The following is a 25,239-nucleotide window of genomic DNA, read 5'->3' on the forward strand; positions in this document are numbered from 1 at the left end:
GCTTGAACTCTTTGGTCTCTAGGAATCAAGTTTAACGCAAAGTAAGATTCAGATGGACTCTCATCCTGAATTCAGTTGGATTTATCAACCTGTACTTAGTTCTCGGCCAATATGACGAAAATAGAATACAGCGGTCGTACCTGCAAAGACTGCGGAACCACAATGCTGGTTCACAATCCCCGGCAAATATTTGCTTGCGAGGAATGTGAGAAGGCTTGGTCAATGGAATCACTCAATGATTGGTCGGGTGAGGAGATGCCACCTGATACCCAGTTCTCGTACTCCGACCTCTTCTAAAGATTCACAATACATCTCATGAACTGGCGACCACTAACTGTATTCCGAGGAGAATATATACATTGAGCAAATCTTCCGGCGTATGGTTTCACTTTCTGCAGTTGGGATCGTAGTCGAGTTTTTAGGCGCAGTAACGATGGTTCTGCCGGATCTCCCCTTTCTAAAGTTATTGCTCACCCCCTCTGTTCTCACAGAGGGGCGCAGAGAATTATTCGATAAATCGTCTCTGTTAGATGGGTCTGAGGAATATGAGGCCGTGCTTTCGACTGTACAGGAAGAATGGGATGGGGAAATCCGGGAAAAGCCAGCATATTTTCTCATGGAGAAACCAGGGCCGGGGGTCCCGAAGTCACTGTTCGCAGTGTATGATGAGGAGAGTGATGGCCCGTATGGAGATTTAATGGAAAACGGAACAGGTCAATCTGTGCCGGATGGCTTTGACGACCTTAATGAATATATTTGGGAAAATAGAAAATGGGATGTTGTCTGTTCAAAACAGGTATTTGATGATTGGGTGTCTACTAGAGTGGACGGAAAGGAAAATTGGGCACTCTACACCCGAGGAATGGGCTTTTTACTCTTCATCATAGGATTCGGCGTTCAATTTCTTTAATCGGCTTTCTCTGCGATCAGGTCTCTTCTGATGCATACGAAGGACAGAAACACCGAAGTTATAATTTTCTCAGGTGAAGTCTACTGTTCAAAGATGTCTTAGAGAAGAGCACCGTTCCACACCCTCCCTTCGAGTGCATCAACTGGAACGGCCGCTGCAGCGGCAGCGGAGTGTTTTAATTTTGTGCCCTTAGGCACACCCCTAACTGGAATCCAAACCCCCCGGGTTGGATTCCAGTCAGGCGGTGGACCTGCAGGACACAGGGACTTCCCTCAGATGTTAGACTACGGGCGAATCATCACCCAATTACCAGCAGAATACACCGCAAAATGAGTGTTCAGATAGTGTTGCCACTCCCGACCTGCCCCGTTATCCGGGGTTCAGGTACCGCCACGCATCGGACAGCCCGCCGTCTTTGAACCGAACCTGAGCCATCCGGAACCGCTCGACTGGGAATCCTGCTTCCTGCCAGATTCGGAATCCCTCTTTTATCGCTCGGCGCGTTTCTCTCCCAGGCTCACCGACGCGTAGCTTCATCCGAGCCTCTCGCCGACTCAGCGCGTCGTCCACGTCGATATCGTGACGAGCTGCCCAGGCGATGAAGACCCTCATCGTCTCCTCCATCCCCTGTTCGGCAGCCCGGATTGCCTTCGCTCCGGTCTCGGCCGCTCGCTTGATAGCGTCCTGCGCTTCCTGTACCGCGTCGTGAACCAGTTCAGCAACGTAGCTCGACCGGAGACTCACCTTCGCGTACTCGCGGACCACGAGGTCCTCGATGCCACGCAGCGCCCGCCTGACGCTCTCGACGTGACGGCCGTGCTCGTCCGCGATGTCGGCAGGCGAAACCACACCGCCGTCCGTAACGAGCGTCTGCAGGCTCTCCCACTGGACCGGGCTAAGGCCGTCGGCGAGGTGGCGAATAACGACGCTCTCCTGGGTGCTCCGGATGTGCGTCAGATCGAGCCCAATCGGGTCGGGCCCGTTCTCGGTCGTCTCCACCTCGAAGTACGCATCCGAGACAAACGGACCTTCTCCCCGTGACGGTGCCACGTCGAGGCCAGCATCAGCGAGGACAGACAGGACCGTTTGATCGAGCTCTCGCTCCAGTTGGTTCAGCTCTTCCGGGGTCACTCCCAACTTCTCGTCCCACCGGCTCACCTGGTACGATGCGCCGACCTTCGGATGCGCGAGAGGCGAGTCATCTCCCTGGCTGAGCGCTTCTCTCGCGTAGTAGTGCTTAATCTCCTTCGGGAGCGAGTGGTCTGGGAACGCCTCGCGAATACGACGCGGGCCGAGTGTGACGGTGTGATAGTATCCCGGCAGATTACGGCCGTGATCGTCGTCGTCGTTCTGCACAACCTTACGGTACCCTTGCCGGTCAGATTCGAGCAAGTGCCCCATCGACGCTATCGGACCCTCACGAGCGTGTACCGGACCACTGGCGTCCTCGTGGACGCGCACGTACCGTTCGGCGTCTTGGACGTTGCTGTACTCGTGGGGTTCCTCGAAGTAGTCGGCACGGATTCCGACGGCTAACGCAGCCGACTGAAGCAGCTGCAGATAGCGGTGGAAGTCGATGTTCGACCCCTGGATTTTCACGTTGACCGCTTCGCGAATTCCGTCCGGGACCGAGTAGTCGGAGACAGTGCCATCGCGCTTCTGGACTTTCATCCCCTGCCATCGGGGCGTGATGTGGGCGTTGAAGCTCTGCTGTCCGACCGGGTCCTCTTCTCCGTGGCGCTTAACTTTCAGCCGGAACTCTCGCATCTCGTCGAGTCGCCACTCGGTGCCGGTTGGGAGCCGAGAGCCGGGATGAACGACGTTGCTGTCCTGGTAGTACAGCGTGACCGCCCACCGTTCTCCCCGGTCGTGGAACTCGGAGCGCTGGCTTCCACCTCCCGCCTTCACTTGCGAGTCGGCGGCGAAGAACGGAGCTAGCCCGTTCGCGTCGAAGAGGTAGTTCGCCGCGAACTCGTGAGGTGCCGGCTCGACGTAGCCGGTCATGCCGACCACCTCGCGCGACCTGCGTCCGCCAACTGTTTGGCGGTATACGCGTGTCTACGGAAGGTAAAACCGGGATGTGAAGGAAACGATTCAAGCCTAGGCCGGGATTTGAACCCGGGGTCTCGTCCTTACCAAGGACGCGCTTTACCGCTAAGCTACCCAGGCAGGCATTCCTTGGTTGTCCGGGTTACTCTTTAGGGGTTTCGATTCGAACCGACCCGGAACCGTGGTAGCGTATGTCGATTAGCGGTCCGCGGCGGAGGTGACCGCGTCGTCTCCGCCGCCGCCTCGGTAGAGGGCCGCGATGCGCTCGACGGTCCCCTCGGAGACGGTCTCGTCGGCCGGGGGGAAGTCGCCGTCGTGGGTGTCGGCCAGCCCGGCGGCGTACTCCACGAGGGCGGTCGGCGGGGCCGAGCCGACGGCCGTGGTGCCGGCGACGACGGCGAGCGTGCAGATGTTCACTTCGAGTTCGCCGTCGAGGTCCGGGCGTGCCGCCTCGTCTGCCGAGCGGCGGCGAGTCTGGTCGCGGCCGAAGGCGCGGACCGTCTCGACGGCGTGGTCGGCGGCCTCGGTTCGGGCGAGGAGGTAGAAGCCGCGCGAGACGAGCACGTCCGCCGCGAGGATGTCGAGGTCGGCGTCGGTGTCCTCCTCGGGGCTATCGAGATGCGTCCACGGCTCGTCGTGGGCGAGCGACCGGGTGAGCCGGAGGCCCTCGTAGATGAGTTGCACTCCGGCCGCGCGGGAGGCCAGCCCGTTCAGGTCGACCTTCGGTTCGACGGCCCGCGCGCTCACGAACGTGAGCACTGCCGGCGTCAGGGAGGCGGCGTCGAGGCGTTCGTCCAGCGCCGCGCAGAGGGCCTCGGGCTCGATGTCGGAGAGGGCCTCGCGCGCGGCCTCGCGGGCTCGCACGGCGTCGTCCATCGGCCGAGACTTACGGTTGGGAGGGCAAAGACCTTTGGAAAACCACGGCACAACGGGCGTATGATACGGACGACGGACGACGGCGACCTCCGGGTCGTGACCATCGACCGCCCGGCACGACGGAACGCGCTCAGACCGACTGACCTCGACGCCCTCGAAGCCGCGGTCATCGATGCCGACGCGCCGGTGGTCCTCCTCCGGGGGAGCGGCCCGGCGTTCTGCGCCGGTGCGGACCTCGACAGCGTCGCCGACCTCGACGACCCGGAAGCGTTCGCGAAACACGGCCAACGCGTCGCCGACGCAATCGAAACGGCCGAGTCGGTCGTCGTCGCCGGCATCGACGGCGCGGCCCGCGGCGGCGGCGTCGAACTCGCGCTCGCCTGCGACGTGCGGGTGGCCACCCCGCGTGCGACCCTCGGCGAACCGGGTGTCCGACTCGGCCTGTTCGGCGCGTGGGGCGGGACAGTCCGTCTCCCGCGCGTCGTCGGCGAGGGCCACGCCCTCGAATTCTCGCTTTCGGGCCGCGTCGTCGATGCCGACGAAGCCCTCCGGATGGGCCTCGTCTCCCGAATCGTCGACGACCCGCGCGAGGTCGCGGCGTCGATGGCCGACAACGACCACCGGTCGCTCCGAATCATCAAGGAACGACTGCGCGACCGCGACGGCCGGGAGGCGCGGCTCGAACGGGAAGCCGCCGGCTTCGCGGAGCTTCATCGGACGAACGTCGACGACATCGCGGCGTCGCGCGAAAAGTGAGTTCAGCGGGCGGGGCGGCGGGGCCGTGGCGACCTACACGTCGAGCGCCGACGGCGCGGGGGGCATCGACCGCTTGTGGGCGCTGCCCTCGACGAGGCCGACCACGCGGTCGACCTGCTCTTCGGTCACGCCGAGGTGGCGGACCGTCGCGGACTTCGAGAGCGGGCCGTCGACGTGGAGCGCAAGAATCGCGTCCAGCGCGTCGTAGGTGAGCCCAAGTTCGTCCTCGTCGGTCTGTCCGGTCCACATCTCGGCAGAGGGCGTCTGTAACACGAGTTCCTCAGGGACGCCGACGTGGGCGGCCAACTGGCGGACCTGCTGTTTGTAGAGGTTCCCGATGGGGTTGCAGTCGACCGCCTGGTCACCGTACTTCGTGAAGTAGCCGGTCATCGCCTCGGCGCGGTTGCCCGTCCCGAGCACGATGCGGTTCTCGTGGTTGGCGACGAAGTAGTTGAGCACCGCCCGCGTGCGGACGTAGACGTTTCCGGCCGCCATGCGGTCGTCGGCCGCCTCGGGGAACGTGTCGAAGAACGTCTCCGCGATGGGTTGAATCTCGACCACGTCGTACTCGATTCCCAGCATCTCGGCGACCCCCTCGGCGTCGCTCATCATGTCCTCGGCGTTCGCCACGCTCGGCATGACGAGGCCGTGGAGGTTCTCCTCCCCGAGCGCCTCGACGGCGAGGAAGGCGGTGAGCGTCGAGTCGATACCCCCGGAGAGACCGAGGACGGCCCCGTCGGCTCCGGCGGCCTCGACGGTGTCTTCGATGAAGGTCGTGATGTGTTCGCGGTGTGCTTCGAGTTCCTCGTCGGAGAACAGGAGGTCGAACGGGGCGTCCTCCGAGAGAACGTCGACGGATGTCATGAGCGCCGGTTAGAACCGGGGGCCCAAATAGTCACGTGTCACGCGAAAACAATGGACGGCCGTCCAGTTTTCGCGGGGCTGTGATGGGGTGAAGCGCTACGTTCAAGTGCCCCCGCAGTCTACGGATTTTTGCTTCGGAACGCAGTTCGAAGCGAAGCACAGCGCGCCGATGGTCCAGTGGTAGGACACGAGCTTCCCAAGCTCGGAGCCCGGGTTCAATTCCCGGTCGGCGCATTTCTACCGAGACAACCGACGAGCAACCGCGAAGCGTGTTGCTCGTCCCTGTCGAGTGTGTATGCGACCCGAGGGAATTGAAGCAGCGAGCAACGTGAAGCGTTGCGAGTGAGGTTCAATTCCCGGTCGGCGCATTTCTGTCGAACGTAGTGAGACGAAATGCGCAGGGAATCTGAACCCTGCCAGTCGCAGCCGACGAGCAACGCGAGGAGGAACGTCTGGCTCAGGTTCAATTCCCGGTCGGCGCACTTCCGGTGAGACGTTGTCTCACCGACGTACCGTTCGTTTCACTCACGGTACTCCCTACGGTCGTTTGCCGACCGACCTTCGCAAACCGTCGGTTTGCTCAGTTCTGGCGAGAAACTATCTCGCCAACGTGCCGCTCGTTTCACTCGCGGCACTCCCGGTCGGCGCACAAAATCCCGTCTTCGAAACGTAACCCGCGTCACCGACTCAGAAAAACAGGTTCTGCACGTCGTCGAGCTCCGGCGATTCGGAGCGGAACACCGGCTCGCGGGCGGTCTGCCGAAGCATCGCGTGGCGTTCGAGGGCCGAGTCGAATTCGAGAATCGCCCGCTCGATGTCGCGGGCCAGCGCGTCGATTTCGCCGTGGAGTTCGTCGTCGTCGGCCATGATACGCGTAGTTAGTCGAGGGCTGGTAAAACGGGCTCGGCCGCGGGTCGTCATCGAAGCCGTCGGGTGCAGTTCCAGCAGAGATCGAAGGTGGTGTCGGCCTCGTTTTCGACCCCGCAGTTCGGGCAGATGCGCTCGCCCGTCGGCGTCGTCTGCACGCCGGCCTGCGAGCCGTCGTCGAACGACGCCGCGATTTCGGGGTGGGCGTAGCGGTCCGTCCGCGCGGAGTCCCGACCGGGCCCCTCGCCACCCGTCGGCTCACCGCCGTTGACGAGGTACCGATAGACCAAGAGCTGGAGCAGGGTCAACCCGAGGGCGTAGACGACGATCCAACCCCAGACGTCCATCACACATTGACTTACGTTAGCATGCTATATCGGTTCTTCGGTCGAACGGGTCTGCCGACGCTCTCGGCGGTGGTCGCGGGTGATGCCGGCGCGGCGGGCTCGCGTCGAAAAGGGAGTTACTCGCGTCGGTGGGAATCCACCGGTCCGTCGAGGTCGCGGTCGAACTCGTCGAAGGCCTCGATGTCGTCGGGGAGCTCGTAGGGTATCTCGCGCTCGTCGGCGCGGCGCTCGCCGCCGGCGTCAAGCGGTTCGGCGATCTCCTCGAAGCCGGGCTTTACTTTCACGCTCTTCGCGGGCGAGCCGACCGCGATGTGGTGCGCGGGCACGTCGCCCTGTACGACCGACCGAGCCCCGACGATGGCGTTCTCGCCGACCGAGACGCCTGCGTTCACCATCGCGTCGTAGGTGACGCGCGCGTCGTCACCGATGGTCGTGTGGTAGTTCCTGACCTCGGTCTGGTCGACGGTGTCGTGGGAGTGGCTGTAGATGTGGGCGCTATCGGAGATGGAGACGCGGTCGCCGATAGTGAGTTTCCCGCGGTCGTCGAGGTGTACGTCGTCGTGGATAACCGTGTTGTCGCCGACGGAGATGTTGTGGCCGTACGAGAAGGTGACGCCCTTGAAGATGCGGAGGTTGTCGCCGGCCTCCTCGAAGAGGTGGTTGGCGAGCATCTGTCGGAACCGGAGGGCGAAGGCGACGTTGTCGGCCATCGGGGTCGCGTCGAACTGCCGCCAGAGCCACTGGAGGTGCTTCGAGCGCTTGAACTTCTCCTCGTCTTTCTCGGCGTAGTACTCGGCTTCGAGCGTCGCGTTGCAGGGGTCGTACCCCTGCAGTCGGACCCGGGTGGCGGGCGAGACGGGCTTGCCGTTCTGCCAGCGCTCCCACGCCTCGCGGTCGCCGAACAGGTCGATGAGGGTGTCCCGAACGACCGTACAGGTGTCTTCGTCCGAGGCGAGCCGACCGTCGACCTCGTCGATGAACGCCTGTAAGCCTTCCTCGGCGTCCTCCGGAAGCGAAACGTGGACCTTCGTCATTGTACCGTCGTAAGCCGTCGAGATTCAAATGGATTCGGTTGTGCGAACCCCGCGTCAGGCCTCCTCCGGGCAATACTGGCTGGTTTCGGGCGTCCAATTGGCGTCTGGCGGAGGAGGTTCGACCCGTCCCAGAGCGGCGAGCAGGTCGGAAACGAACCGAGCGACGTGTCTGTCAGGGAGAATGGAAGAATGGTGAAACCTATCACACCCGGGCGAGTTTACACGGTAATGAGTGAAAAATTCCGAAACGGTGTTCCGGCGTGGACGCGAGAACACGCCGCCGGTCTCGACCGCGACGAATCGAACGTTGCACCGGTTATCTACCCTCCGGACGAGCGACTGGACGAAGACCTGCACATCTGGGACACGTGGTTCCTCCGGAACCGCGACGGCTCCATCGCCGAAATCGACGGCTATCGGGTCATCTTCTCGCTGACGTCGCCGTCGGACCTCCTCCCCGGAAAGCGCCACGACGTGGCGACGATTCGCTACTTCTACTCCCGAGACGGCGAGGAGTGGACCACCGGGGGCGTCGTCTTCGACGGCGGCGCGCTTGGCCAGCGGCAGTGGGCCGGGTCGGCGATGTATGACCCTGACGGCGACGGCGGGAGCGCGGAGGGGAGCGAGGCGGGCGACGTCTATCTCTACTACACCGCCGCGGGCGAGGACGGCGCGGAGGAATTGACGTACACCCAGCGCATCGCGCTGGCGACGGGTGGTACCGTCCACACCGACGACGACGAGTTCAGCATCGAGGGGTCGTGGGACCATCGGGTCATCCTCACGCCGGACGGCGACTGGTACGAGCGCGAGGACCAATCGCGCGGGATGATATACACCTTCCGCGACCCGTGGTTCTTCGAGGACCCCGCGTCGGGCGAGACGTACCTCCTCTTCGAGGCGAACACGCCCGTCCCCGAGGGGGCCGGCGAGTACGACGACCCCGTCTGGGAGGAGTTCAACGGCAGCGTCGGTATCGCCCACTCGCCGACCGGCGACCCGACCGACTTCGAACTCCGCCCGCCGCTTCTCGACGCCGTCTGCGTCAATCAAGAACTCGAGCGTCCGCACCTCGTCGTCCGCGACGGGACGTACTACCTGTTCGTCTCCAGCCACGTCCACACATTCGCGCCCGAGTTGACGGGCTACGACGCGCTCTACGGCTTCGTCGCCGACGACCTCGCGGGCGACTACCAACCGCTGAACGGTCACGGGATGGTGCTCACGAACCCGAGAGGTGCGCCCTTCCAGGCGTACTCGTGGCTCGTCTACGACCATGGCGACGACCTGCTCGTCTCGTCGTTCTTCAACTACTTCGACTACGACCGGCCGAGCCTCGACGACGTGGGACTCCTTCCGCCCGAAGAACAGCAGCGCCGCTTCGGCGGCACGCTCGCACCGACCGTCCGCCTCGCACTCGACGGCGACGAGACCGACCTCGTCGACACGCTCGGCCACGGACACCTGCCGCTACCACGCGAGGAACTGCCGACGCCGTGGTGGGAGCGAGACGGCGACGCCACTCGCGGCGGCTACTGAACGGACGCGGCGGTCACGCTCGTTTTCGCGCCTCGAACGTCGCGTCGAGTTCCCACGCGTCGAGCGAGCGGACGTCGACCCGACCGCCGCCCTCGCCGCGTCGGACCGCGACCGAGACGCCGTCTGCGTCCGCGCGCGTCGGGTAGACCCGGGTCGTCAGACAGCGCTGCTCGTCGGCGAACACCTCCAGGACCGAACAGTCGACGAACACGCGAAGCGACACCGAGTCGCCCTCGACGGGCATCGAACGGGGCTCTCGGTCCGCGTCGTGGGCGCGGGTGCTCCGCTCGCGGTCGACCGTGACGCGGTCGCCGTCGTACCGGAGGACGGTCCGCTCGCCCAGCGCCGGTGACTCGAACAGGCCGAGTTCGAACGCCGCGTCGCCTTCGACCGCGACATCGACGGCGAGTTCGTAGGCGTTGCCCGAGAGGTCGAGCGACGCGTGCTCGTCGGCGTCGAGCGCGCTCGCGTCGAGCGAGACGCTTCGGCCGCGGAGGTCGGCGAGTTCTCCGGCGGGACGCTGGCGGAATTCGCCGTCAGCGTTCACCGAGAGCTCGCGCGGGAGCGAGAGCAACCCGGACCAGCCGGCGCGCCACTGCGCGTCGACGCCGCGGGTCTCTTTGACCCACCCCCACGCGAGCGCCCGGCCGTCGTCGACGACGGTCGACTGCGGGGCGTAGAAGTCGCCGTAGTCGAGCAGGCCCTCGCGTTCGACCGCGAACTCCGGCGCGGCGAGGTCGGCGGTGCCGACGAAGTAGCGCACGTCCTCGTAGTTCGAGACGTGCAGCAGTTGGTGGTCGCCGAAGTCGAGGAGTTCCGGGCACTCCCAGACGGTTCCGTGACCCTCGTTCCCGGAGTGAAGCGGACCGACGTACTCCCACTCGCGCAAGTCGGGCGAGCGGTAGAGGAGCGCGACGCCGCCGACCGCTGCGATGGCGGAGCCGATGAGCTGGTACCAGTCGTCGCCGACCTTCCAGACGGCGTGGTCGCGGAACTCCGCGGCCCAGTCGTCGGTCCCGAGGATGTCGAGGTCGTCCGGGACCGTCTCGATGACGGGGTTGTCGGGCGCTTTGTCCCACGACCGGAGCAGCGGGTCGCTCGTCGTCGCCAGACAGGGTAGCTGGTGGTGGTCGCGGCCGCCCGTGTAGAGAATCGTCGGCACGCCCTCGTCGTCGACGACGGCGCACCCGGACCAACAGCCGTCGCGGTCCGGACCGTCCGGGTCCGGCGCGAGCGCGACCGGTTGGTCCGTCCAGTGCAGGAGGTCCTCGCTGGTCGCGTGGCCCCAGTGAATCGACCCGTGGAACGGCCCGCCGGGATTGTACTGGTAGAACAGGTGGTAGGTCCCGTCGTGCTGGATGATGCCGTTCGGGTCGTTCAGCCAGTTTGCGGGGCCGGCGAGGTGGTACCGGGGTCGGAGATGGTCGTCGCCGAGTCGCTCGCGCATTGCGTCGAATCCCGACGGGTCGCTGGGGCGGTCGGTGAACGCCGGTCTGCGGTGGGCGGGGCCGCCGAGGACCGCAAGCGCGTTGCGGAGGAGGTGTTCGTTCGCGCCCATCGTCTCGAAGTCGTTGTCGTGGTGGGTGAGAAAGGCGACTTCGGCACCGATACCGTAGACCGCGCCCGAGCCACGATCCCACGCAACGACGGACTTGAGCGCGACGAGGAAGTCGTCGCCGTGGAGCGTGCTCGCCAGAACCTGCCCGTTCTCGGGGAGGACGTGTTCGTACCGGGCGAAGGGGCGCGGCGCTTCGGGTGGTTGGAGATGGACGCCGAGCGTGTCGAACCCGTCGAAAAGCGGGTGGTCCGCGTGGATGGACTTCGTCAGCAGTCCGGTCGGGTGCGGCGAGTTCTCGGTCCCGACCGCGTCGGGCGCGACGGGGTCGATTCCCAGCGCGTCGACCGCCGAGAGGGCGTTGAGCGTCAGGAGGAGTCCGCCGCCGTCGCCGAGGTACGCGTCTAGTGCGGGCACACACTCGGCCGCGAGGGAGCGCACGTCGGCGTCGACGTGGCGGTCAGAGTGCCACCACAGCACGTCGAACTCGGAAAGGTCGGTCTCCCCGGTTGCGACGGCGTCGAGGGTGATTGTTTCGACGCTCGCTATCGACTCGGCCCACTCGAACGCCACTCGCTGTTCCTCCGTGAGTTCGGTCGCGAAGAGAAATCCGACTCGAACCGGAATCACGTCCATTGCTGACGTGGTTCGGTATCACCGTGCATGAATCTGCGGATTCACTCGAGGGCGAGCAAATTCACACAGCGCTTGGAGGGTGACCGCGGGACGCGAGCGCTGCTCCCATCGGAGATTCCCACGAGACGAAAACAAAACACACCCAATAAGTCGCCCCAATTCGTAGGGCCGGCCATGCACTACCGCGAACTCGGCACCTCCGGAATCGAAGTCAGCGAGGTCGGCTTCGGTGCGTGGGTCGTCGGGACCGACTGGTGGGGCGACCGCTCGGACGAAGACTCCATCGAGATGCTCCACCACGCCATCGACCGGGGCATCGACTTCTTCGACACGGGTGACGTGTACGGCCACGGCCACTCCGAGGAGGTCGTCGGCGAGGCGCTCGCCGACTACCGCGACGAGGTCACCGTCGCCACCAAAATCGGTTACGACTTCTACAACAACCCACAGGCCGGCCACGGCGAACTCCCCAAGGAGATAACCGGCGAGTGGGTCCGCGAGGCGACCGAAAAGAGCCTCGAACGCCTCGACATGGAGTACGTGGACCTCCTGCAACTCCACAACGCGAACGTCGACGAGGTCACGCCCGACGTGCTCGAAGCCCTCGACGAACTGAAAGAGGAGGGCCTCATCAAGGCCACCGGCTGGGCGCTCGGCCCCTCCATCGGCTGGCTGGCCGAAGGCGACATGGCCATCGAAGAGGAGTTCGACGCGCTCCAGATCGTCTGGAACGCCTTCGAGCAGGACGTGGGCAACCATTTCCTCGACACCATCCGCGAAACCGGCTCCTCGACGAGCCTCATCGCCCGCGTGCCGCACTCCTCGGGCCTCCTGAACGAGCAGGTCCGCCCCGAGACCGAACTCGGCTCCGGCGACCACCGCGGCTTCCGCCCCGACGAGTGGTACGAGACGGGCTGGGAGAAGCTCGAAGCGCTCCGCTTCCTCGAGCGCGACGGCGAGCGGACGATGGCGCAGGCGTCCATCGCCTACCTCCTCGGCTACGACGAGACCGCGGCCGTCACGCCGACGTTCCGCACGAAAGACGACATCGACGAGTGGGCGAAGGCCTCCGACGTGCCGAAGCTCACCGACGAGGAGCTGACCCGCGTCGAGGAACTGTACGCGGACAACTTCGGCATCGACCGCTTCGACGGCATGGACGCGCTCCGCTCGTCGGTCGACGGCGAGGACATCCGCGCGGCCGGCCTCGACAAGCGCGTCGCGAAGGGCGCGCGCAACGAAGCCTGATGGGTCGCCTGAAGACTCTCCTCGGCGTCACCGCGGTCGCCCACGTCGCGCTCGCGTGGCTGGTCAGCCTCGACGCCAAGAAACGCGGCGACGACGCCGGCCGCTGGATCGCGCTGACGCTCCTCACCGGCGTCGTCGGTGCCGCGAAGTACGTCCGAGACGGGCGCTGACGGCAACGACCCCGACGGCGACGACGCCGATAACCCGGGACGAGGCGGCGATGCACCGGGGCGCGGTAACGGGAACGGGAACAGGAACGGAAACGGAAACTAACTACCCCCGCTCGGACGCAGTTTTTTGTATTTAGGGAGACACGTTCGACCGATGGTCCTCGAACGAGTCGGTTCGGCACTCTCCCGCGAGGCCCGCGTCGTCGCTCAGAACCCTCCGCTTTTGGGCGTGGTTACCGGCGTGTGGGTGATGCTCATCGCGCTGATGGCGGGGCTCGAAGTGCATCTGGCGGTCGTCTGGTTCCTCGCCGTCGCCCCGTCGACGACGGTGGTGGCCTACGGCGGGCGGCGCGTCCTGCGTCGCTTCCGCGGCGAGTCAGACGGCGAAGACGAGTGGGCGCGGAGGACGGACCGAGAGGCCTACGACCCGGTCGACGACGAGTCGGCCATCGAGCGCCTGCGAGAGCGCTACGCGGCCGGCGACCTCTCGGACGAGGAGTTCGAGCGTCGCCTCGACAAGCTAGTCGAGACAGAGAGCTACGTTGCCGGGTCGCAGTCACGGTCGCAATCGCGGTCACCCTCCGGAGACGGAAGAGAGCGGGCCTTCGAGCGGAACTGATGGACCTCGGGGCGGCCGGACTCCGGGACGGCTGCGGCGACCGGTGACGGAATCGGAGTTGGAGTCGGAGCGCGCCTCGCGGGCGAGCCCGCGTGCCGGGACCAAAAGAGACACAACGCTCGACCGAGTCCGGGACGACCATGCGTAGTTCACTCGTCGACCTGCTTCCGGACCTCCTCGAACTTCTCGTCTTCAGTCTCGGGAGCGCGGTGCTCTCGGTCGCCGGCGCGTACATCGAGCACTTCGCGCTCGTCACCTTCGAACAGGGCAACGTCGAAATCGCCGCGTGGGCGGTCGTGATGGGCGCGGTGGCGCTGTACTTCGCGTACAACGTCGGCACCGACAAGGTCCGCCCGAAGCTCCGGGACGTTCGCGCCGCGCTCGCGTAGAAAAAGCTGCAGTCTGATTTTGGGCGTTCGACCGCGTTACGCCAAGAACACGTGTCGCGGGCGGTCAGCCAGCACGCACACGCCACCTTTTGCTGCGCTCGCGCGGCTCGCTGGCAAAATCTGGACCAAAAGGCTCGTCACCCCCTCCGGGGTTCCTCGCCCCGCTCCCGGTGGTCGCGGACGTTAGGCTAAGAACACGTGTCGCGGGCGGTCTGCGAGCACGTCGCGACCCCACTGGACCGTGTCACGGAACGCGTCGGAGCGGAAGAACTCCATGGCGTCGTCCTGCGAGCGCCACTGGCTGGCGATGAACATGTCGTCTTCGTCCTCGACGTTGACCATCAGGTCCGTGTCGAAGTGGCCGTCCATCTCTTCGAGGAGACCGCCGACGGTGCCGAACTTCTCGACGAAGTCGCCGCGGTGTTCGGACTTGACGGTGTAGAACATCCCCATCGTGCCGAAGCCGGACTCCTCGCCGGCGCGCTCAACGATGCCGGGGAGTTCCGAGAGGAATCCCGCGGCGGTCTCGGCGGCCGACGCCGTCTCCCAGATGGAGACGACGGCGACGCGGCCGCGCTCGTTGGCCTCGTAAACGGCCGTCTTGACGTGCGTCGGGTAGTGGTCGAAGTTGCCGCGGAGGCCCTCGACCTCGTCGAACAGCTCGTCGGCGTCGGCCTCGGAGTAGAGGACCGTCGCGTACACGTCCTCGCCGTGGGGCGTGCCGGCGTAGATGTTCAGGTCTTCGAGCTGACCGCGGATGTCCTCGTCGCCGGCCTCGTCGCCGCCGTCGTCACCGTGGTGGTGGCCGCCGTCGTCGCCTTCGCCGTGATGGTGACCGTCGCCACCCTCGCCGTGGTGATGGCCGCCCTCGCCGTGATGGTGGCCGCCCTCACCGTGTGCGTGAGCACCGTGGTGGGACTCGTCTTCGAACTCGCTCGTCGGGACGCCGTCGCCCGCGAGGAACGCGCCGAGGTCCGACGGCGGGAAGCGCCGGCCGACGTAGAACTGGCCGAACTCGCCGTACTTCGAGGAGACCTCGTCGAAGCGCATCTCGTAGACGATGTCCTTGATGTCGGTCGGGTCGTCGCCGAACAGCGTGACGCCCCACTCGTGGTCGTCGAAGCCGACGGAGGAAGCGATGACCTGCTTGATTTTCCCGGCGTACTTCCGGCCGGTGTCGCCGTGGGTGGACATCAGGTCGCGGCGCTCGTCGAACGAGAGGTCGTACCAGTTGTGTTTCTCGCCGCGGCGCTTCGACATCGGGTAGAAGGACATGTAGGTGTCCTCCGGAATGTCGGGCTTGAGTTTGCCCTCGATGTAGCGGAGCAGCCCGGTGTCGATGTCCTCCTCGTTGCCCTCGAAGTAGTCGTCCGAGACGTAGCCGGACACCTCGGTGACGGAGACGTAGGAGGTCGGCTGCTCGGTGAAGGCCGCGAGCGCGGTCTGCTCGAACTGCCGTTCGGCGCGGGAGACGTCGTCGAGCGTCGGCCGGAAGTGGACGACCACGAAGTCCGCCTTGTGGCCGAGCACGGAGAAGACGGCGGACGCGCCCGCCTCGGCGTCCTCGACCGCCTCGTGGGCGTCAAGGTACGCGACGCCCTCCTCGATTGCGCGGCGGCGCTCGTGTTCGGGCGCGTCACGCCACGCGTCCCAGTCGACGGTTCGGAAGTCGTGCAGCGCGAACCAGCCCTCGTCGGTCTGTGGGGCCTCTACCATACGGGGGCCTAGGGAGTCATCCGGTATTGAAGTTGCGAGTCGTTTTCGCGGTTCGAGAACCGTCGAAGAGAAGCGAGTCGGTCCCGGCGGGGGGCGACCGTGCTCAGCCGAGGAGCGTCGGCCCGAATATCATGAGCACGAGTGACGCGAGCATCGTGAGCCCGATTGAGGTCGTGATGGTGCGGACGACGGTGTGGGGGTCGTCGACCGGGAGCCGCGAGACCACGGCCTCGGTCGAGGTCCGCAGGATGCGGCCGCCGTCGAGCGGGTAGCCGGGGATGCAGTTGAAAAGCCCCAGTTGGAGGTTAATCCACGCCGTCCAGAACAGGACGTTGGCGACGATGAAGACGCCGCCGCCGAGGAAGCCGAGCGGGCCGCCGACCTGGTAGAAGTTGACGACCTGCCCGGTGAAGCCGGGGAAGTTCGGAATCCCGAGGACGACCGACGCGAGGGGCAAGAGCAGCGACACGTAGACGAGTTGCAGAGGCGACCCGGCGAAGGCGCTGCCGAGGCCGCCACCGTCGCCACCATCACCGCCGAGAAGCGAGAGGTACGTCCCCGCGGGGTACTCCTGCGTGCCGAAGTCGGTCAGGAGCAGGCCGCTCGTCCCCTGGAAGATGTTGACGCCGAGGAACCCGTTTCCGTCCTGCGGGTTCTCGCCGAGCGTCACCTGCACCGTCTCGAAGCCGCCGTCGCGGTAGACTTCGACGGCGACGGTCTGGTCGGGGTCAGTCCGGTCGAGCGCCTCCTGCAGTTCCGTCGAGGAGGTGATTCGCTCGCCGTTGAACGACGAGACGATGAGGGGTTGGGTCGTCCCCGTGGCGTTGTACAGCGGGCCGTCCTCGGCGACGTTCGTGATGTAGGCACCGACCGGGATGGTGCGCTCCCCGGCGGAAGTGTCGAGGCGGGCGAACCGCGAGTCGCCGACGGCGGACTCGAAGTCGGCGCGCGTCGAGACGGCGGTCCCGTTGACCGCGGTCACGCGAATCGGGTCGGTCCCGGACTCGACGGTGAGGTTCGCCGGGTTGCCTTCGACGGAGCCGGCGACGACGAGTTCGCGCGTGACCGAGACGGTCCGTTCGCCGTCGAGTTCGACGGACACCGTCCCCGCGTCGGTCGCGAGGAGCGCGGCGTCGAGTTCCTGCGTCGTGTTGACCGGCGTGCCCTCGATGGCGGTCACGCGGTCGCCGCCTGAGATACCCGCCACGTCGGCCGGTGAGCCGGCGTACGCGCCGGAGACGGCGACGCCCGGCGCGACGGTGATAGAGCCGATGACCGGGCCGAAAAGCAGGGCGAACGCGACGAGCGTGACGGCGAAGTTGTTCGTCACGCCGGCCGCGAACATCCGCGACTTGCCGCCGCGGTCGGCGCGGCGTTGGCTCTCCTCGGAGGGTTCGACGAACGCCCCGATGGGGAGTATCGTCAGGAGGACGATGCCCATCGACTCCACGTCAATTCCCTCGACGCGGCTGAGGATGCCGTGGCCGCCCTCGTGGACAACGAGGCCGACGAGGAGGCCGAAGAGAATCTCCGGCGCGACCGAAAGCGGGAGGAAGTCGTTAACGCCGGGGATGACCAGGAAGTTCTGCGGCTGGTTCACCTGCGTCGGGGCGGGCGGGTTCTGGAGGATGACGATCGCCTGGTAGACGAGGAGGACGAACGTCCCCGCCATGATGACGAGGGCGATGCCGAGGCCGATGTTGCTCCACGCTCGCCAGAACCGCTTGGGGGCGGCGAGTCTGTCGAGGAGTTCGCGGCCGCGACGGGTGTGGACCGTCGTGAGGGGACCTTGGACGCGGACGTACTCGGGGAGGATACCGCGAGCACGCAACAGCGCCGCGAGGAGAGAGTAGGCGATGAAGCCGGCGAGAACCCAAAGCAGCGTGTTCATCGCCCGAAGGGAAGCGGCGCGCGCCAAAAGGCGTTCGGGTTACGGTACCACCGTTCGGGTCACGGTACCGCGTTCGACGGCCGCGGGCGGGCGTTGGCGGCCGCGAACGACGACCGCAACCGAACCCGACCCGCGGGGGAGCGTCGGTTACTCGTCCTCGTCGCCGTCGTCGCCGGGCGACTCGATTTCGACTTCGACCGCGCCGTCGTCGTCGTCGGTCTCGTCGGCCTCGTCTTCCGTCTCGTCTTCGGGGTCGTGTTCGACGGTGACCGTGGCGTCTTCGTCGTCGGCCGCGTCGTCGGTCGCCGTCTCGCTCTCGGCGGGATCGTCGGCGAGCGCGATGTCGGTAAAGGAGTCCCCGGACGACGAGCGAAGCCTAGAGACGGCGTAAGCGACGCCCACGAGGAGCAAGGCGACGAGGAGCAGCCGGCCGTACGAGCGGCCGCCCGAGGACTCGTCGTCGACGGCTTCCTGTTCGGAGTCGGCGTCGAACTCCTCCAGTTCGACGTCGAATTCGTCTTGCGATTCCTCCACGGACCGGATGAAGTCGATGAGAGACATGTGAAGTGTGGTTCGGCGAGGCCGCAGTAGGCGTCGTTCGCGAGGGAACGAGCCCGTCCGTCCGTACGCGCGTCGGGGACATAAGTCGTCCCCCAGAAGGGTTTTAGCCACCCCGGCGACCATCGGGAATCGTGTTCGACAGCTCCCGCTACGAGGTCCGACAGAAAGTGTCCATCAGTAACAAGTACGTCGTCTACGAGGGCGACGACCCCATCCTCTCGGCGAAGCAAAAGAAGTTCAAGCTGAAAGAGGACTTCCGGCTGAACGACCACGACACCGGCGAGGAACGCTTCCGTGTCAAGGCCGACAGCGTCTTCGACGTGTCGACCGCTTACGACATCGTCGACAGTCGGACCGGCGAGCGCGTCGGCGCGGTCAAACGCGGCGCGTTCTCGTTCGCCAAACACACCTACCAACTGCTCGGCCCCGACGGCTCCGTCGTGGGTCGAATCGTCGAGGACAACGTCCCGATGGCGGTCGCCAGACGACTCCTCACGACGCTCATCCCCTTCTCGTATCGCATCGAGGACGCGGCCGGCGAGCCGGTCGGCGCGGTGAGCGAGCAGTTCTCTCTCCGGGACAAGTACACTATCGACGTGGACCGCGAGCGTATCGACCCGCGACTCGCCGTCGTCGGCGCGGTCGTGATAGACGCCATCGAGGAGAACTGAAACCGGCCGAGTCATCGCCCACACGCCGCCGGTAACTCAAAGAGTTATTTGACATTCGGGTAACTATTTTTCGCGGATTCGAGTAGTGTCGGATGGCATGTTCGAACGAATCCAACTCCGTTGGTTCGTCGTCGCCGCCCTCGTCTGCGCCACCCTCGTCGGCGGGACGACCGCGGCCGCAGCACAGAACGCCTCGTCGGTGTCGCTCGCGACGACCGGCGGGAACGTGACCGTCACGCAGGCCGAAGACGTGACGATTCGGGGAACGAGCGACCTCGAAGCGGGGACGACGCTCTCGGTCCGCGTCCAGTCGGCCGGCGACACGAGCCCGCGGTTCCTCAAGACGAGCGAGGCCGTCGTCGGCGAGAACGGGAACTTCTCGGCGACCCTCGACTTCTCGGAGATTCCGCCGGGCTCGACGTTCTCCGTCTCGGTTCGTAACGGGTCGAACGCGCTCGCGGAGGCCGAGGGCGTCGTCGTCGAGGACGCAGCGTCGACGACCACCTCGGCGTCGACGACCGACACCGGCATCCCCGGCTTCGGCACGGGAGTCGGCGCGCTCGCAGTCGCGGGGCTCGGTGCGGCGGCGCTGCTCGCGGGTCGTCGGGCGTGAGAATCGAACCGCAAACAGCGAACCGCGGTTCGGGCGAGGTCAGTCCTCGCGGCGGAGTCGCGTGACGACGAAGTCGCGCTCTAGCTCGCCGAGGAACTCGCCGAGCCGCGGCCCCTGTTCGGCGTCGAAGAACAGGCGGTAGCCGGCGGCGAAGAAGTCGCCCATCTCGATGTCGTGGCGGCGCGCCGTCTCGTAGATTTCGCCCTGAATCGCCTCGCCGTCGTGGCCCTCGGCGACGAAGTCCGCGAGGTCGTCGAGGGCGGCTTCGACCGCGGGCTCGAAGTCGAACTCGGGGAGTTCGACCTGCAGGCGGTAGTTGTACTGGTTGTCCATCTTCTCGGCCCAGCGGCGGGCGCGTTCGACCCGGTCGAGCGCCTCCTCGACCACCTCGTCGGGCGTGTCCTCGTCGAAGAAGCCCTCGTTGCGGGCCATCTTGACGCGCAGGTCCTCGTCGTCGGTCATGCCGAGGACGGCCGCGAACGTGTACGGGAGTCGAATCCGGTCCTCGCGGACCTCGTCCACGACGAACGGGTAGGCGCGCTCGGCGAACCGGGTCAGGCTCTCGTCGTCGACCTCGCCGAAGTAGGCGCGCTCGAAGCGGTCGAAGTCGTCCACGAGCTGGTCGAGTCGCGTGAGGTCGAGATCACGGGCCTTCCGCGGGTTGAGCGCGAAGAAGTACCGGAGCACCTCGGGTTCGAGCAGGTCGAGCATCTCCGCGACGGTGACGATGTTGCCGGCGGACGACGACAGCGCCTCGCCGTTGAGCGTGAACCACTCGTACACCATCGGCACCGGCGGCTCGATGCCGAGGACGTTCTCGGCGATGTCCGTGCCGGAAGGCCACGAGCCCTCGGCGTGGTCCTTGCCGAACGGCTCGAAGTCGACGCCGAGGACCTGCCACTGGCCGGGCCACTCGAAGCGCCACGGCAGTTTGCCCTCGCGGAACGTCGCGGTCCCCTCGTGGCCGCAGCCGTCGATGGTGTTGTCGCCGACGGTCATGTCGGTACAGACGTAGTCGACGGTGCCGGCGTCGAGGTCGATGTCCGTGACCGTCTCCGTGATTTTGCCGCACTCGGCGCAGACGGGATTAAACGGAACGTAGTCCTCGTCGACCTTCGACTGGTACTCGCCCAGCACCTCGCGGGCGGTGTCGGCGTGTTCGAGGACGTGTTCGACCACGGGGTCGAAATCACCGTTCTCGTACAGTTCGGTGTTGGAAATCATCTCCACCGGGACGCCGAGGCGGTCGGCGTCGGCCTTCAGGAGCGCCGCGAAGTGCGCCGCGTACGACTCGGCCTCGCCGAACGGGTCCGGAATCGACGTGTACGGCTTGCCGAGGTTGCGGCCGAGCGCGCCGGCGTCGACCTCGCCGAGACCGACGATGTTGCCGTCGGCGTCGGCGAGCTTTCGCGGGAGCTTCCGGAGCGGGTCCTTATCGTCGCTGGTGAACACCTGCCGGACCTCGTGGCCGCGCTCGCGGAGCACCTCGGCGACGAAGTAGCCGCGCATAATCTCGTTGAAGTTGCCGAGATGGGCCACGCCGGACGGTGAGACGCCGCCCTTGACGACGACCGGTTCGTCGGGGTCGCGGGCCTCGATTTCGTCGGCGACCTCGTCGGCCCAGAAGCCGTGGTGGTTGGCGGCCGCGTCGCCGTCGGCGTCGGTCGCGTCCGCGGGGGGGGCGTCGCCGCGGGAGGGGTCGTCGGTCGTCATCTCAGGGAGCCCAGTAGGTCGGTTCGTCGCCGCCCTCGGGGATGATGTCGGTGCCCGTGTGCTCGCCGCGGAGAACCGCCGGCGTGATGCGGTCGGGATCCGTGCCGTCGAGGACGATGGTGCGCATCTTCGCGCGCTCGATGAGCTTCGCGGCGAGGAGGTCGACCGGGGCGGACGACCCGGCGTTCATCTCGATGTCGCCGATGACGCCGACGAGTTCCGCGGCGGTCATCTCCTCGAACTTCGTCGCGTCGGAGTCGGTCTTCGGGTCGGCGCTGAACACGCCGTCGACGCTGGTCGCGTAGACGAGCAGGTCGGCGTCGACGTACTCGGCGAGCGCGGCCGCGACGGCGTCGGTGGTCTGACCGGGCATGACGCCACCCATGACCGAGATGTCGCCGCGCCGAATGGCGTCGCCGGCGTCCTCGTAGTCGTGGGCGACCTTGGGGTCGACCTGCGAGCCGAGCGCCGCGATGAGTAGGCGGGCGTTGATTCTGGTCACGTCGATGCCGATCTGGTCGAGTTGGACCTCGTTCGCACCGAGGTCGCGGGCGGCACCGATGTAGTCACGGGCGACGCCGCCGCCGCCGACGACTGCACCGATTTCGCACCCGTCTCGCGCGAGCGTTTCGACGACGGAGGCGTGACCCTCCACGCGTCGGGCGTCGAGGTCCGGCGCGAGCACGCTTCCGCCGATGGAGATGACGACTCTCATTGCACACGGATATCCGTGAGCGCATCTTAAGGGTTATCAAGTGCGAGACGCCCGTGTCGGGGGCTTTAAACCACTCTCGCGGCGACTACCGGTATGCGACTCGTCACCGTGGAGACGGTCACGCTCATCGTCGTCGGCTGGGTGCTCGCCCTCGGAGCGATTCTCGCCCGCCACCGACGCGGCGAGTTCGACCGGCGGACCGTCTTCAACTGGGCGTTGGTGGCCTGTTTTTCCGTCGGCTGGGCGCTCTGGCAGTTCGATACGCTCCCCGCGACGGCCGACACGCACGTCGGCGCGGCGGCCCCGTGGGTGGCGACGCTTCTCAGTCTGGCCGGCGTGGCCATCGCCGTCCACCTCTATCGGACCCGCCCGCGCGCCGAGGCGGAGCCGTCGGCCGAGTCCGACGAGACCGGCACGGAGCAATCTTAAACCGCCGCGGGCCGTCCTTCGGGTATGCACGTCCTCGGAATCGTCGGCGCGGGCGCGACAACGCTCTGCGACCGACTCGCCGCGCAGTTGGACGGCCGCGTCGCCACCGTCGAATCGCTCCCCGAGAGCGCGACCGAACCGGAGTCAACAGACAGCGCCGCCGCCGCGTACGGGCTCTCACCGGACGGCAACTGGGTCGGGACCGGCGACGACCGCGACCTCGACGGCCTCCTCGACGACCTCTCGGCGGAGTACGACTACGCGCTTCTCTCGGGGTTCCCCGACGCTCGCGTCCCGACTGTCGCGCTCGCGGGCGCGGAGGCGGCGAACGTCGTCGCAGAGGCCGAAACGGCGGGGGCGGCGGATGTGGCGTCCCTCGCCGCCGAAATCGACTCACACGAGCCGCACATCACGCTCGAAACGCTGGTCGAGCGCGCGAAGGCGGACCCGCTGGAGGTGTACGCCGGAGCGATTGCGACGTTCACCGGGCGGGTGCGCGCGAAGGAATCGGAAGACGACGACCCGACGCTCAGCCTCGAATTCGAGAAGTACGACGGCGTCGCGGAGTCGAAGATGGCCGCGATTTCGGCGGAGTTGGAGGAGCGCGACGGCGTTCTCCGCGTCCTCATGCACCACCGAGTGGGCGTCATCGGCGACGGCGAGGACATCGTGTTCGTCGTCGTCCTCGCCGGCCACCGGCGAGAGGCGTTCAGAACGGTCGAAGACGGCATCGACCGCCTGAAAGACGAGGTACCGATATTCAAGAAGGAGACGACCACCGACGAGGAGTTCTGGGTCCACGACCGCTGAGGTGGGGCGGATTATTCAGAATACGCGGATAGTCGCGAAGGCGCGAAAATCGGCCGATATTGCGGACTTTGTTGCCGCAAAATCCGGCGTCTGACGGGGTGAAACGGGGCGTATTTGCCCCCATATATTCAACATAGTTCTCTCAGAAAGGATTTCTCAAAATCGATTCTAAAAAATCTAAGCTGATTTCAAAGATTCCTAAAATGTACCCTTTGAGTCGATTCAAGCTGAAAGCGGCCGAACTAATTCTAACGGACCTTCCTTTATAACAGGTGATAGGCCATTAGGTGGAAGTGAGGTGTACCAGATGAGCGCAACAGTACCCCCCTCCACCGACAGTAGCTCCAAGGAAGACCGCCTCAAGCAGTACCTGCTCGACCGTGCGAAAGACGGCGAGATGTACTTCAAGAGCAAATTCATCGCCGACGACGTCGGCCTGTCTCCCAAGGAAATCGGCGCACTGATGGTCAAGCTCCGCGACTCCGCGACGGACCTGACCATCGAGAAGTGGTCGTACACGAGCGCGACCACGTGGCGCGTCGAGACCGCCTGAAGCCCGCATTGCCCGCCCCGGTCCCGACCGACGCCAGCGCCAACACCGCGCACCGCCCGGACGGTCCCCGGACGAACTGAACGCGACCCCGCAACGACCCACAGCCCCACAGCACACACCGAGCGCGCTCGGAACCCAAGCCGAGACGCGACTCGACCACCCGACTGCCCGACTGCCCCGTCCGGTTCGTGACGCCGACGAACCGATACCCCTCCCACGGCACAGGTAACCGAACCCCCGCGTAAGCCCGCTGGAACGGTCTCCACCACACACCCCCGGTGACGGCCCGCCCGCTCCACGGCGACGACCGCACGCTTTCGGCGACGCTCCGGTTTCTCAAGTTGGTCGCAGACGAACCGAGCGAGAGCCGTCTCGGTCGTCGCCGGCGGCTCAAAGACGGACCGTCACGGGGTTTATGAACGTCCCGCGCCTACCTGCCGTCGATGGAACAGTCCGAATCGGCGGACGGACCGCCGGTGGAAGCACTTCGCGCCGTCTTCGACGTTCACGAAGTGCGGTCAGACGGTCGCCGACGAATCTACTACGGCGAGTCGCTCGTCCCCGAGCAGATGCTCGTCCGCGAAATCTGGCCGTCGTTCCGGCAGGCCGGCTACGACGTGCAAGCGCAGGTCTCGGAACTCGGACAGACTGACGTGGTCATCGTCGAGCCGGCCTCGCAGGGTGTCGAGGGAATCCCGTGGAAGAACATCACGCTGTTCGCGCTGACGGTCCTCTCGACGCTTTTCGTCGGCGCGTACGCGTGGTACTACATCCCCCTGTCTGACATCACCGCGAACCCGCTCGTGCTCCTGCGGGCGTGGCCCTTCACCGCCGCCGTCCTCGGCGTCCTCTCGGTCCACGAACTCGGCCACTACGCAGTCGGTCGATACCACGGCGTCAACGTCTCGCTGCCCTATCTCATCCCGTTTATCTTCCCGTTCGGCACGCTCGGTGCTATCATCCGTATGCGCGGGCAGATGCCCGACCGGAAGACGCTGTTCGACATCGGCGTCGCCGGCCCGCTCGCCGGCCTCGCGGCGACTATCGTCGTCACCGTCATCGGCCTCTCGCTCGAACCGATGACCGTCCCGAGTCGAGTCCTCGCCGGGTCGGCCGACACCATCGTCTTCAACAATCCGCCACTCCTCGACGCTATCGCGACCGTCCTCGGTCAGCCGACGGAGTACGCCGACCCCCGAACCGTCGTCCACCCCGTCGTCATCGGCGGCTGGGTCGGGATGTTCTTCACCGTCCTCAACCTGCTCCCCGTCGGTCAACTCGACGGGGGCCACATGGTCCGGGCGATGCTCGGCGAGCGCCAGGAGTCGCTCGCGGCGGCCGTCCCGCTCGTCCTGTTCGGCATCGCCGGCTACCTCCACTACGTCCGCGGCCTCGGCCTCAACCAGTCCGTCGGCCTGTGGTTCTTCTGGGGGCTGATGTCGACGTTCATCGCCTACAACGGGCCGGCGAAGCCGATAGACGAGACGCCGCTCGGACCGGTTCGGATGGCCGTCGGCCTGTTCACGTTCGCCCTCGGCGCGGCGTGTTTCCTCCTCGTGCCGGTTCAGGTCATTCCGGGGTGAGGCGCGGGCGGACGGCAGTGCGAAGAGAGGGTTACTCGGGCCGTGAAACAGCTCAATAGGACGGGTATGATGTGTTGAATAGCTAGCTGAGACTGCCACAAATCGCCACCCGTTCGTTTGGCTAC

At 65.8% G+C, this 25,239-nt stretch carries 25 protein-coding genes and 2 tRNA genes; 14 read left to right on the plus strand and 13 right to left on the minus strand.

Annotated features, from left to right (window positions below; all coding sequences use genetic code 11):
* The first annotated feature begins 379 nt into the window (after window positions 1-379).
* A complete protein-coding gene (locus AM590_RS20300; protein ID WP_157575405.1) occupies window positions 380-910 on the plus strand; it encodes a hypothetical protein in 531 nt (176 codons plus the stop codon).
* Window positions 911-1,279: 369 nt separating this feature from the next.
* On the opposite strand, the gene AM590_RS01730 is transcribed toward AM590_RS20300, so the two are convergent.
* The 3 genes from AM590_RS01730 to AM590_RS01740 form a co-directional block, all read right to left on the minus strand.
* Complete coding sequence (locus AM590_RS01730; protein ID WP_058825931.1) at window positions 1,280-2,914, minus strand: hypothetical protein; 1,635 nt, start codon at window positions 2,912-2,914, stop codon at window positions 1,280-1,282.
* Between the two features lie 93 nt (window positions 2,915-3,007).
* Window positions 3,008-3,079, minus strand: a tRNA-Thr gene (locus AM590_RS01735).
* Between the two features lie 78 nt (window positions 3,080-3,157).
* A complete protein-coding gene (locus tag AM590_RS01740; protein WP_058825932.1) occupies window positions 3,158-3,835 on the minus strand; it encodes a hypothetical protein in 678 nt (225 codons plus the stop codon).
* Between the two features lie 60 nt (window positions 3,836-3,895).
* Here AM590_RS01740 and AM590_RS01745 point away from each other — a divergent pair, with 60 nt between their 5' ends.
* Window positions 3,896-4,591, plus strand: a complete 696-nt coding sequence (locus tag AM590_RS01745) for an enoyl-CoA hydratase/isomerase family protein (RefSeq protein ID WP_058825933.1) — start codon at window positions 3,896-3,898, stop codon at window positions 4,589-4,591.
* Between the two features lie 33 nt (window positions 4,592-4,624).
* Here AM590_RS01745 and AM590_RS01750 read toward each other — a convergent pair whose 3' ends face one another.
* On the minus strand, window positions 4,625-5,455 hold the full coding sequence (locus AM590_RS01750; RefSeq protein ID WP_058825934.1) for an NAD+ synthase: 831 nt from the start codon (window positions 5,453-5,455) through the stop codon (window positions 4,625-4,627).
* Window positions 5,456-5,618: 163 nt separating this feature from the next.
* Here AM590_RS01750 and AM590_RS01755 point away from each other — a divergent pair.
* Window positions 5,619-5,689, plus strand: a tRNA-Gly gene (locus AM590_RS01755).
* Window positions 5,690-6,142: 453 nt separating this feature from the next.
* Here the strand turns inward: AM590_RS01755 and AM590_RS01760 are convergent.
* From AM590_RS01760 to AM590_RS01770, 3 genes are all read right to left on the minus strand, one after another.
* Window positions 6,143-6,322 (minus strand): hypothetical protein, encoded by a 180-nt coding sequence (locus tag AM590_RS01760; protein ID WP_004976393.1) that lies wholly within the window; start codon window positions 6,320-6,322, stop codon window positions 6,143-6,145.
* Window positions 6,323-6,372: 50 nt separating this feature from the next.
* On the minus strand, window positions 6,373-6,669 hold the full coding sequence (locus tag AM590_RS01765) for a hypothetical protein (RefSeq protein ID WP_058825935.1): 297 nt from the start codon (window positions 6,667-6,669) through the stop codon (window positions 6,373-6,375).
* A gap of 116 nt (window positions 6,670-6,785) precedes the next feature.
* On the minus strand, window positions 6,786-7,703 hold the full coding sequence (locus tag AM590_RS01770) for an acyltransferase (protein WP_058825936.1): 918 nt from the start codon (window positions 7,701-7,703) through the stop codon (window positions 6,786-6,788).
* Window positions 7,704-7,931: 228 nt separating this feature from the next.
* Here AM590_RS01770 and AM590_RS01775 point away from each other — a divergent pair, with 228 nt between their 5' ends.
* Window positions 7,932-9,242, plus strand: coding sequence for a glycoside hydrolase family 68 protein (locus AM590_RS01775; protein WP_058825937.1), 1,311 nt, complete (start codon window positions 7,932-7,934; stop codon window positions 9,240-9,242).
* A gap of 13 nt (window positions 9,243-9,255) precedes the next feature.
* Here AM590_RS01775 and AM590_RS01780 read toward each other — a convergent pair whose 3' ends face one another.
* Window positions 9,256-11,433 (minus strand): GH32 C-terminal domain-containing protein, encoded by a 2,178-nt coding sequence (locus AM590_RS01780; RefSeq protein WP_058825938.1) that lies wholly within the window; start codon window positions 11,431-11,433, stop codon window positions 9,256-9,258.
* A gap of 174 nt (window positions 11,434-11,607) precedes the next feature.
* On the opposite strand from AM590_RS01780, the gene AM590_RS01785 reads away from it, so the two are divergent.
* The 4 genes from AM590_RS01785 (at window position 11,608) to AM590_RS01795 (ending at window position 13,859) form a co-directional block, all read left to right on the plus strand.
* The gene (locus AM590_RS01785) at window positions 11,608-12,681 is read left to right on the plus strand and encodes an aldo/keto reductase (protein ID WP_058825939.1); all 1,074 of its coding nucleotides are present in this window, start codon (window positions 11,608-11,610) and stop codon (window positions 12,679-12,681) included.
* Window positions 12,681-12,851 (plus strand): hypothetical protein, encoded by a 171-nt coding sequence (locus AM590_RS20705; protein ID WP_006601108.1) that lies wholly within the window; start codon window positions 12,681-12,683, stop codon window positions 12,849-12,851. Before AM590_RS01785 ends, AM590_RS20705 begins: the two co-directional genes overlap by 1 nt.
* A gap of 154 nt (window positions 12,852-13,005) precedes the next feature.
* Window positions 13,006-13,470: an SHOCT domain-containing protein gene (locus AM590_RS01790; protein ID WP_058825940.1), complete on the plus strand. Its 465-nt coding sequence runs from the start codon at window positions 13,006-13,008 to the stop codon at window positions 13,468-13,470.
* A 140-nt stretch (window positions 13,471-13,610) separates the two neighbouring features.
* Window positions 13,611-13,859: a hypothetical protein gene (locus AM590_RS01795; protein ID WP_058825941.1), complete on the plus strand. Its 249-nt coding sequence runs from the start codon at window positions 13,611-13,613 to the stop codon at window positions 13,857-13,859.
* A gap of 183 nt (window positions 13,860-14,042) precedes the next feature.
* Here AM590_RS01795 and AM590_RS01800 read toward each other — a convergent pair whose 3' ends face one another.
* The 3 genes from AM590_RS01800 to AM590_RS01810 form a co-directional block, all read right to left on the minus strand.
* Complete coding sequence (locus AM590_RS01800) at window positions 14,043-15,575, minus strand: heme-binding protein (protein WP_058825942.1); 1,533 nt, start codon at window positions 15,573-15,575, stop codon at window positions 14,043-14,045.
* A 103-nt stretch (window positions 15,576-15,678) separates the two neighbouring features.
* Entirely contained in the window at window positions 15,679-17,466 is a 1,788-nt protein-coding gene (locus AM590_RS01805; protein WP_058825943.1) for a site-2 protease family protein, read from the minus strand.
* A 147-nt stretch (window positions 17,467-17,613) separates the two neighbouring features.
* Window positions 17,614-18,027, minus strand: coding sequence for a hypothetical protein (locus AM590_RS01810; RefSeq protein ID WP_058825944.1), 414 nt, complete (start codon window positions 18,025-18,027; stop codon window positions 17,614-17,616).
* A gap of 131 nt (window positions 18,028-18,158) precedes the next feature.
* On the opposite strand from AM590_RS01810, the gene AM590_RS01815 reads away from it, so the two are divergent.
* Window positions 18,159-18,698: a hypothetical protein gene (locus tag AM590_RS01815; RefSeq protein WP_058825945.1), complete on the plus strand. Its 540-nt coding sequence runs from the start codon at window positions 18,159-18,161 to the stop codon at window positions 18,696-18,698.
* Between the two features lie 97 nt (window positions 18,699-18,795).
* Window positions 18,796-19,311 (plus strand): BGTF surface domain-containing protein, encoded by a 516-nt coding sequence (locus AM590_RS01820; RefSeq protein ID WP_058825946.1) that lies wholly within the window; start codon window positions 18,796-18,798, stop codon window positions 19,309-19,311.
* 39 nt (window positions 19,312-19,350) lie between these two features.
* On the opposite strand, the gene lysS is transcribed toward AM590_RS01820, so the two are convergent.
* Complete coding sequence (gene lysS, locus AM590_RS01825) at window positions 19,351-21,024, minus strand: lysine--tRNA ligase (protein WP_058825947.1); 1,674 nt, start codon at window positions 21,022-21,024, stop codon at window positions 19,351-19,353.
* 1 nt (window position 21,025) lies between these two features.
* Window positions 21,026-21,739 carry a UMP kinase gene (pyrH, locus tag AM590_RS01830; RefSeq protein ID WP_058825948.1) on the minus strand — a complete coding sequence of 238 codons (714 nt, stop codon included), beginning with the start codon at window positions 21,737-21,739 and terminating at the stop codon, window positions 21,026-21,028.
* A gap of 93 nt (window positions 21,740-21,832) precedes the next feature.
* On the opposite strand from pyrH, the gene AM590_RS01835 reads away from it, so the two are divergent.
* From AM590_RS01835 to AM590_RS01850, 4 genes are all read left to right on the plus strand, one after another.
* The gene (locus tag AM590_RS01835) at window positions 21,833-22,168 is read left to right on the plus strand and encodes a hypothetical protein (RefSeq protein ID WP_058825949.1); all 336 of its coding nucleotides are present in this window, start codon (window positions 21,833-21,835) and stop codon (window positions 22,166-22,168) included.
* A gap of 24 nt (window positions 22,169-22,192) precedes the next feature.
* Entirely contained in the window at window positions 22,193-22,978 is a 786-nt protein-coding gene (locus AM590_RS01840) for a molybdopterin synthase (RefSeq protein ID WP_058825950.1), read from the plus strand.
* Between the two features lie 307 nt (window positions 22,979-23,285).
* The gene (locus AM590_RS01845; RefSeq protein ID WP_049917659.1) at window positions 23,286-23,531 is read left to right on the plus strand and encodes a hypothetical protein; all 246 of its coding nucleotides are present in this window, start codon (window positions 23,286-23,288) and stop codon (window positions 23,529-23,531) included.
* Window positions 23,532-23,974: 443 nt separating this feature from the next.
* Window positions 23,975-25,114 (plus strand): site-2 protease family protein, encoded by a 1,140-nt coding sequence (locus AM590_RS01850; protein ID WP_058825951.1) that lies wholly within the window; start codon window positions 23,975-23,977, stop codon window positions 25,112-25,114.
* Window positions 25,115-25,239 lie beyond the last annotated feature (125 nt).

The organism is Haloferax sp. Q22, assembly GCF_001482285.1.
In the GTDB taxonomy this organism is placed as follows: Archaea; Halobacteriota; Halobacteria; order Halobacteriales; family Haloferacaceae; genus Haloferax.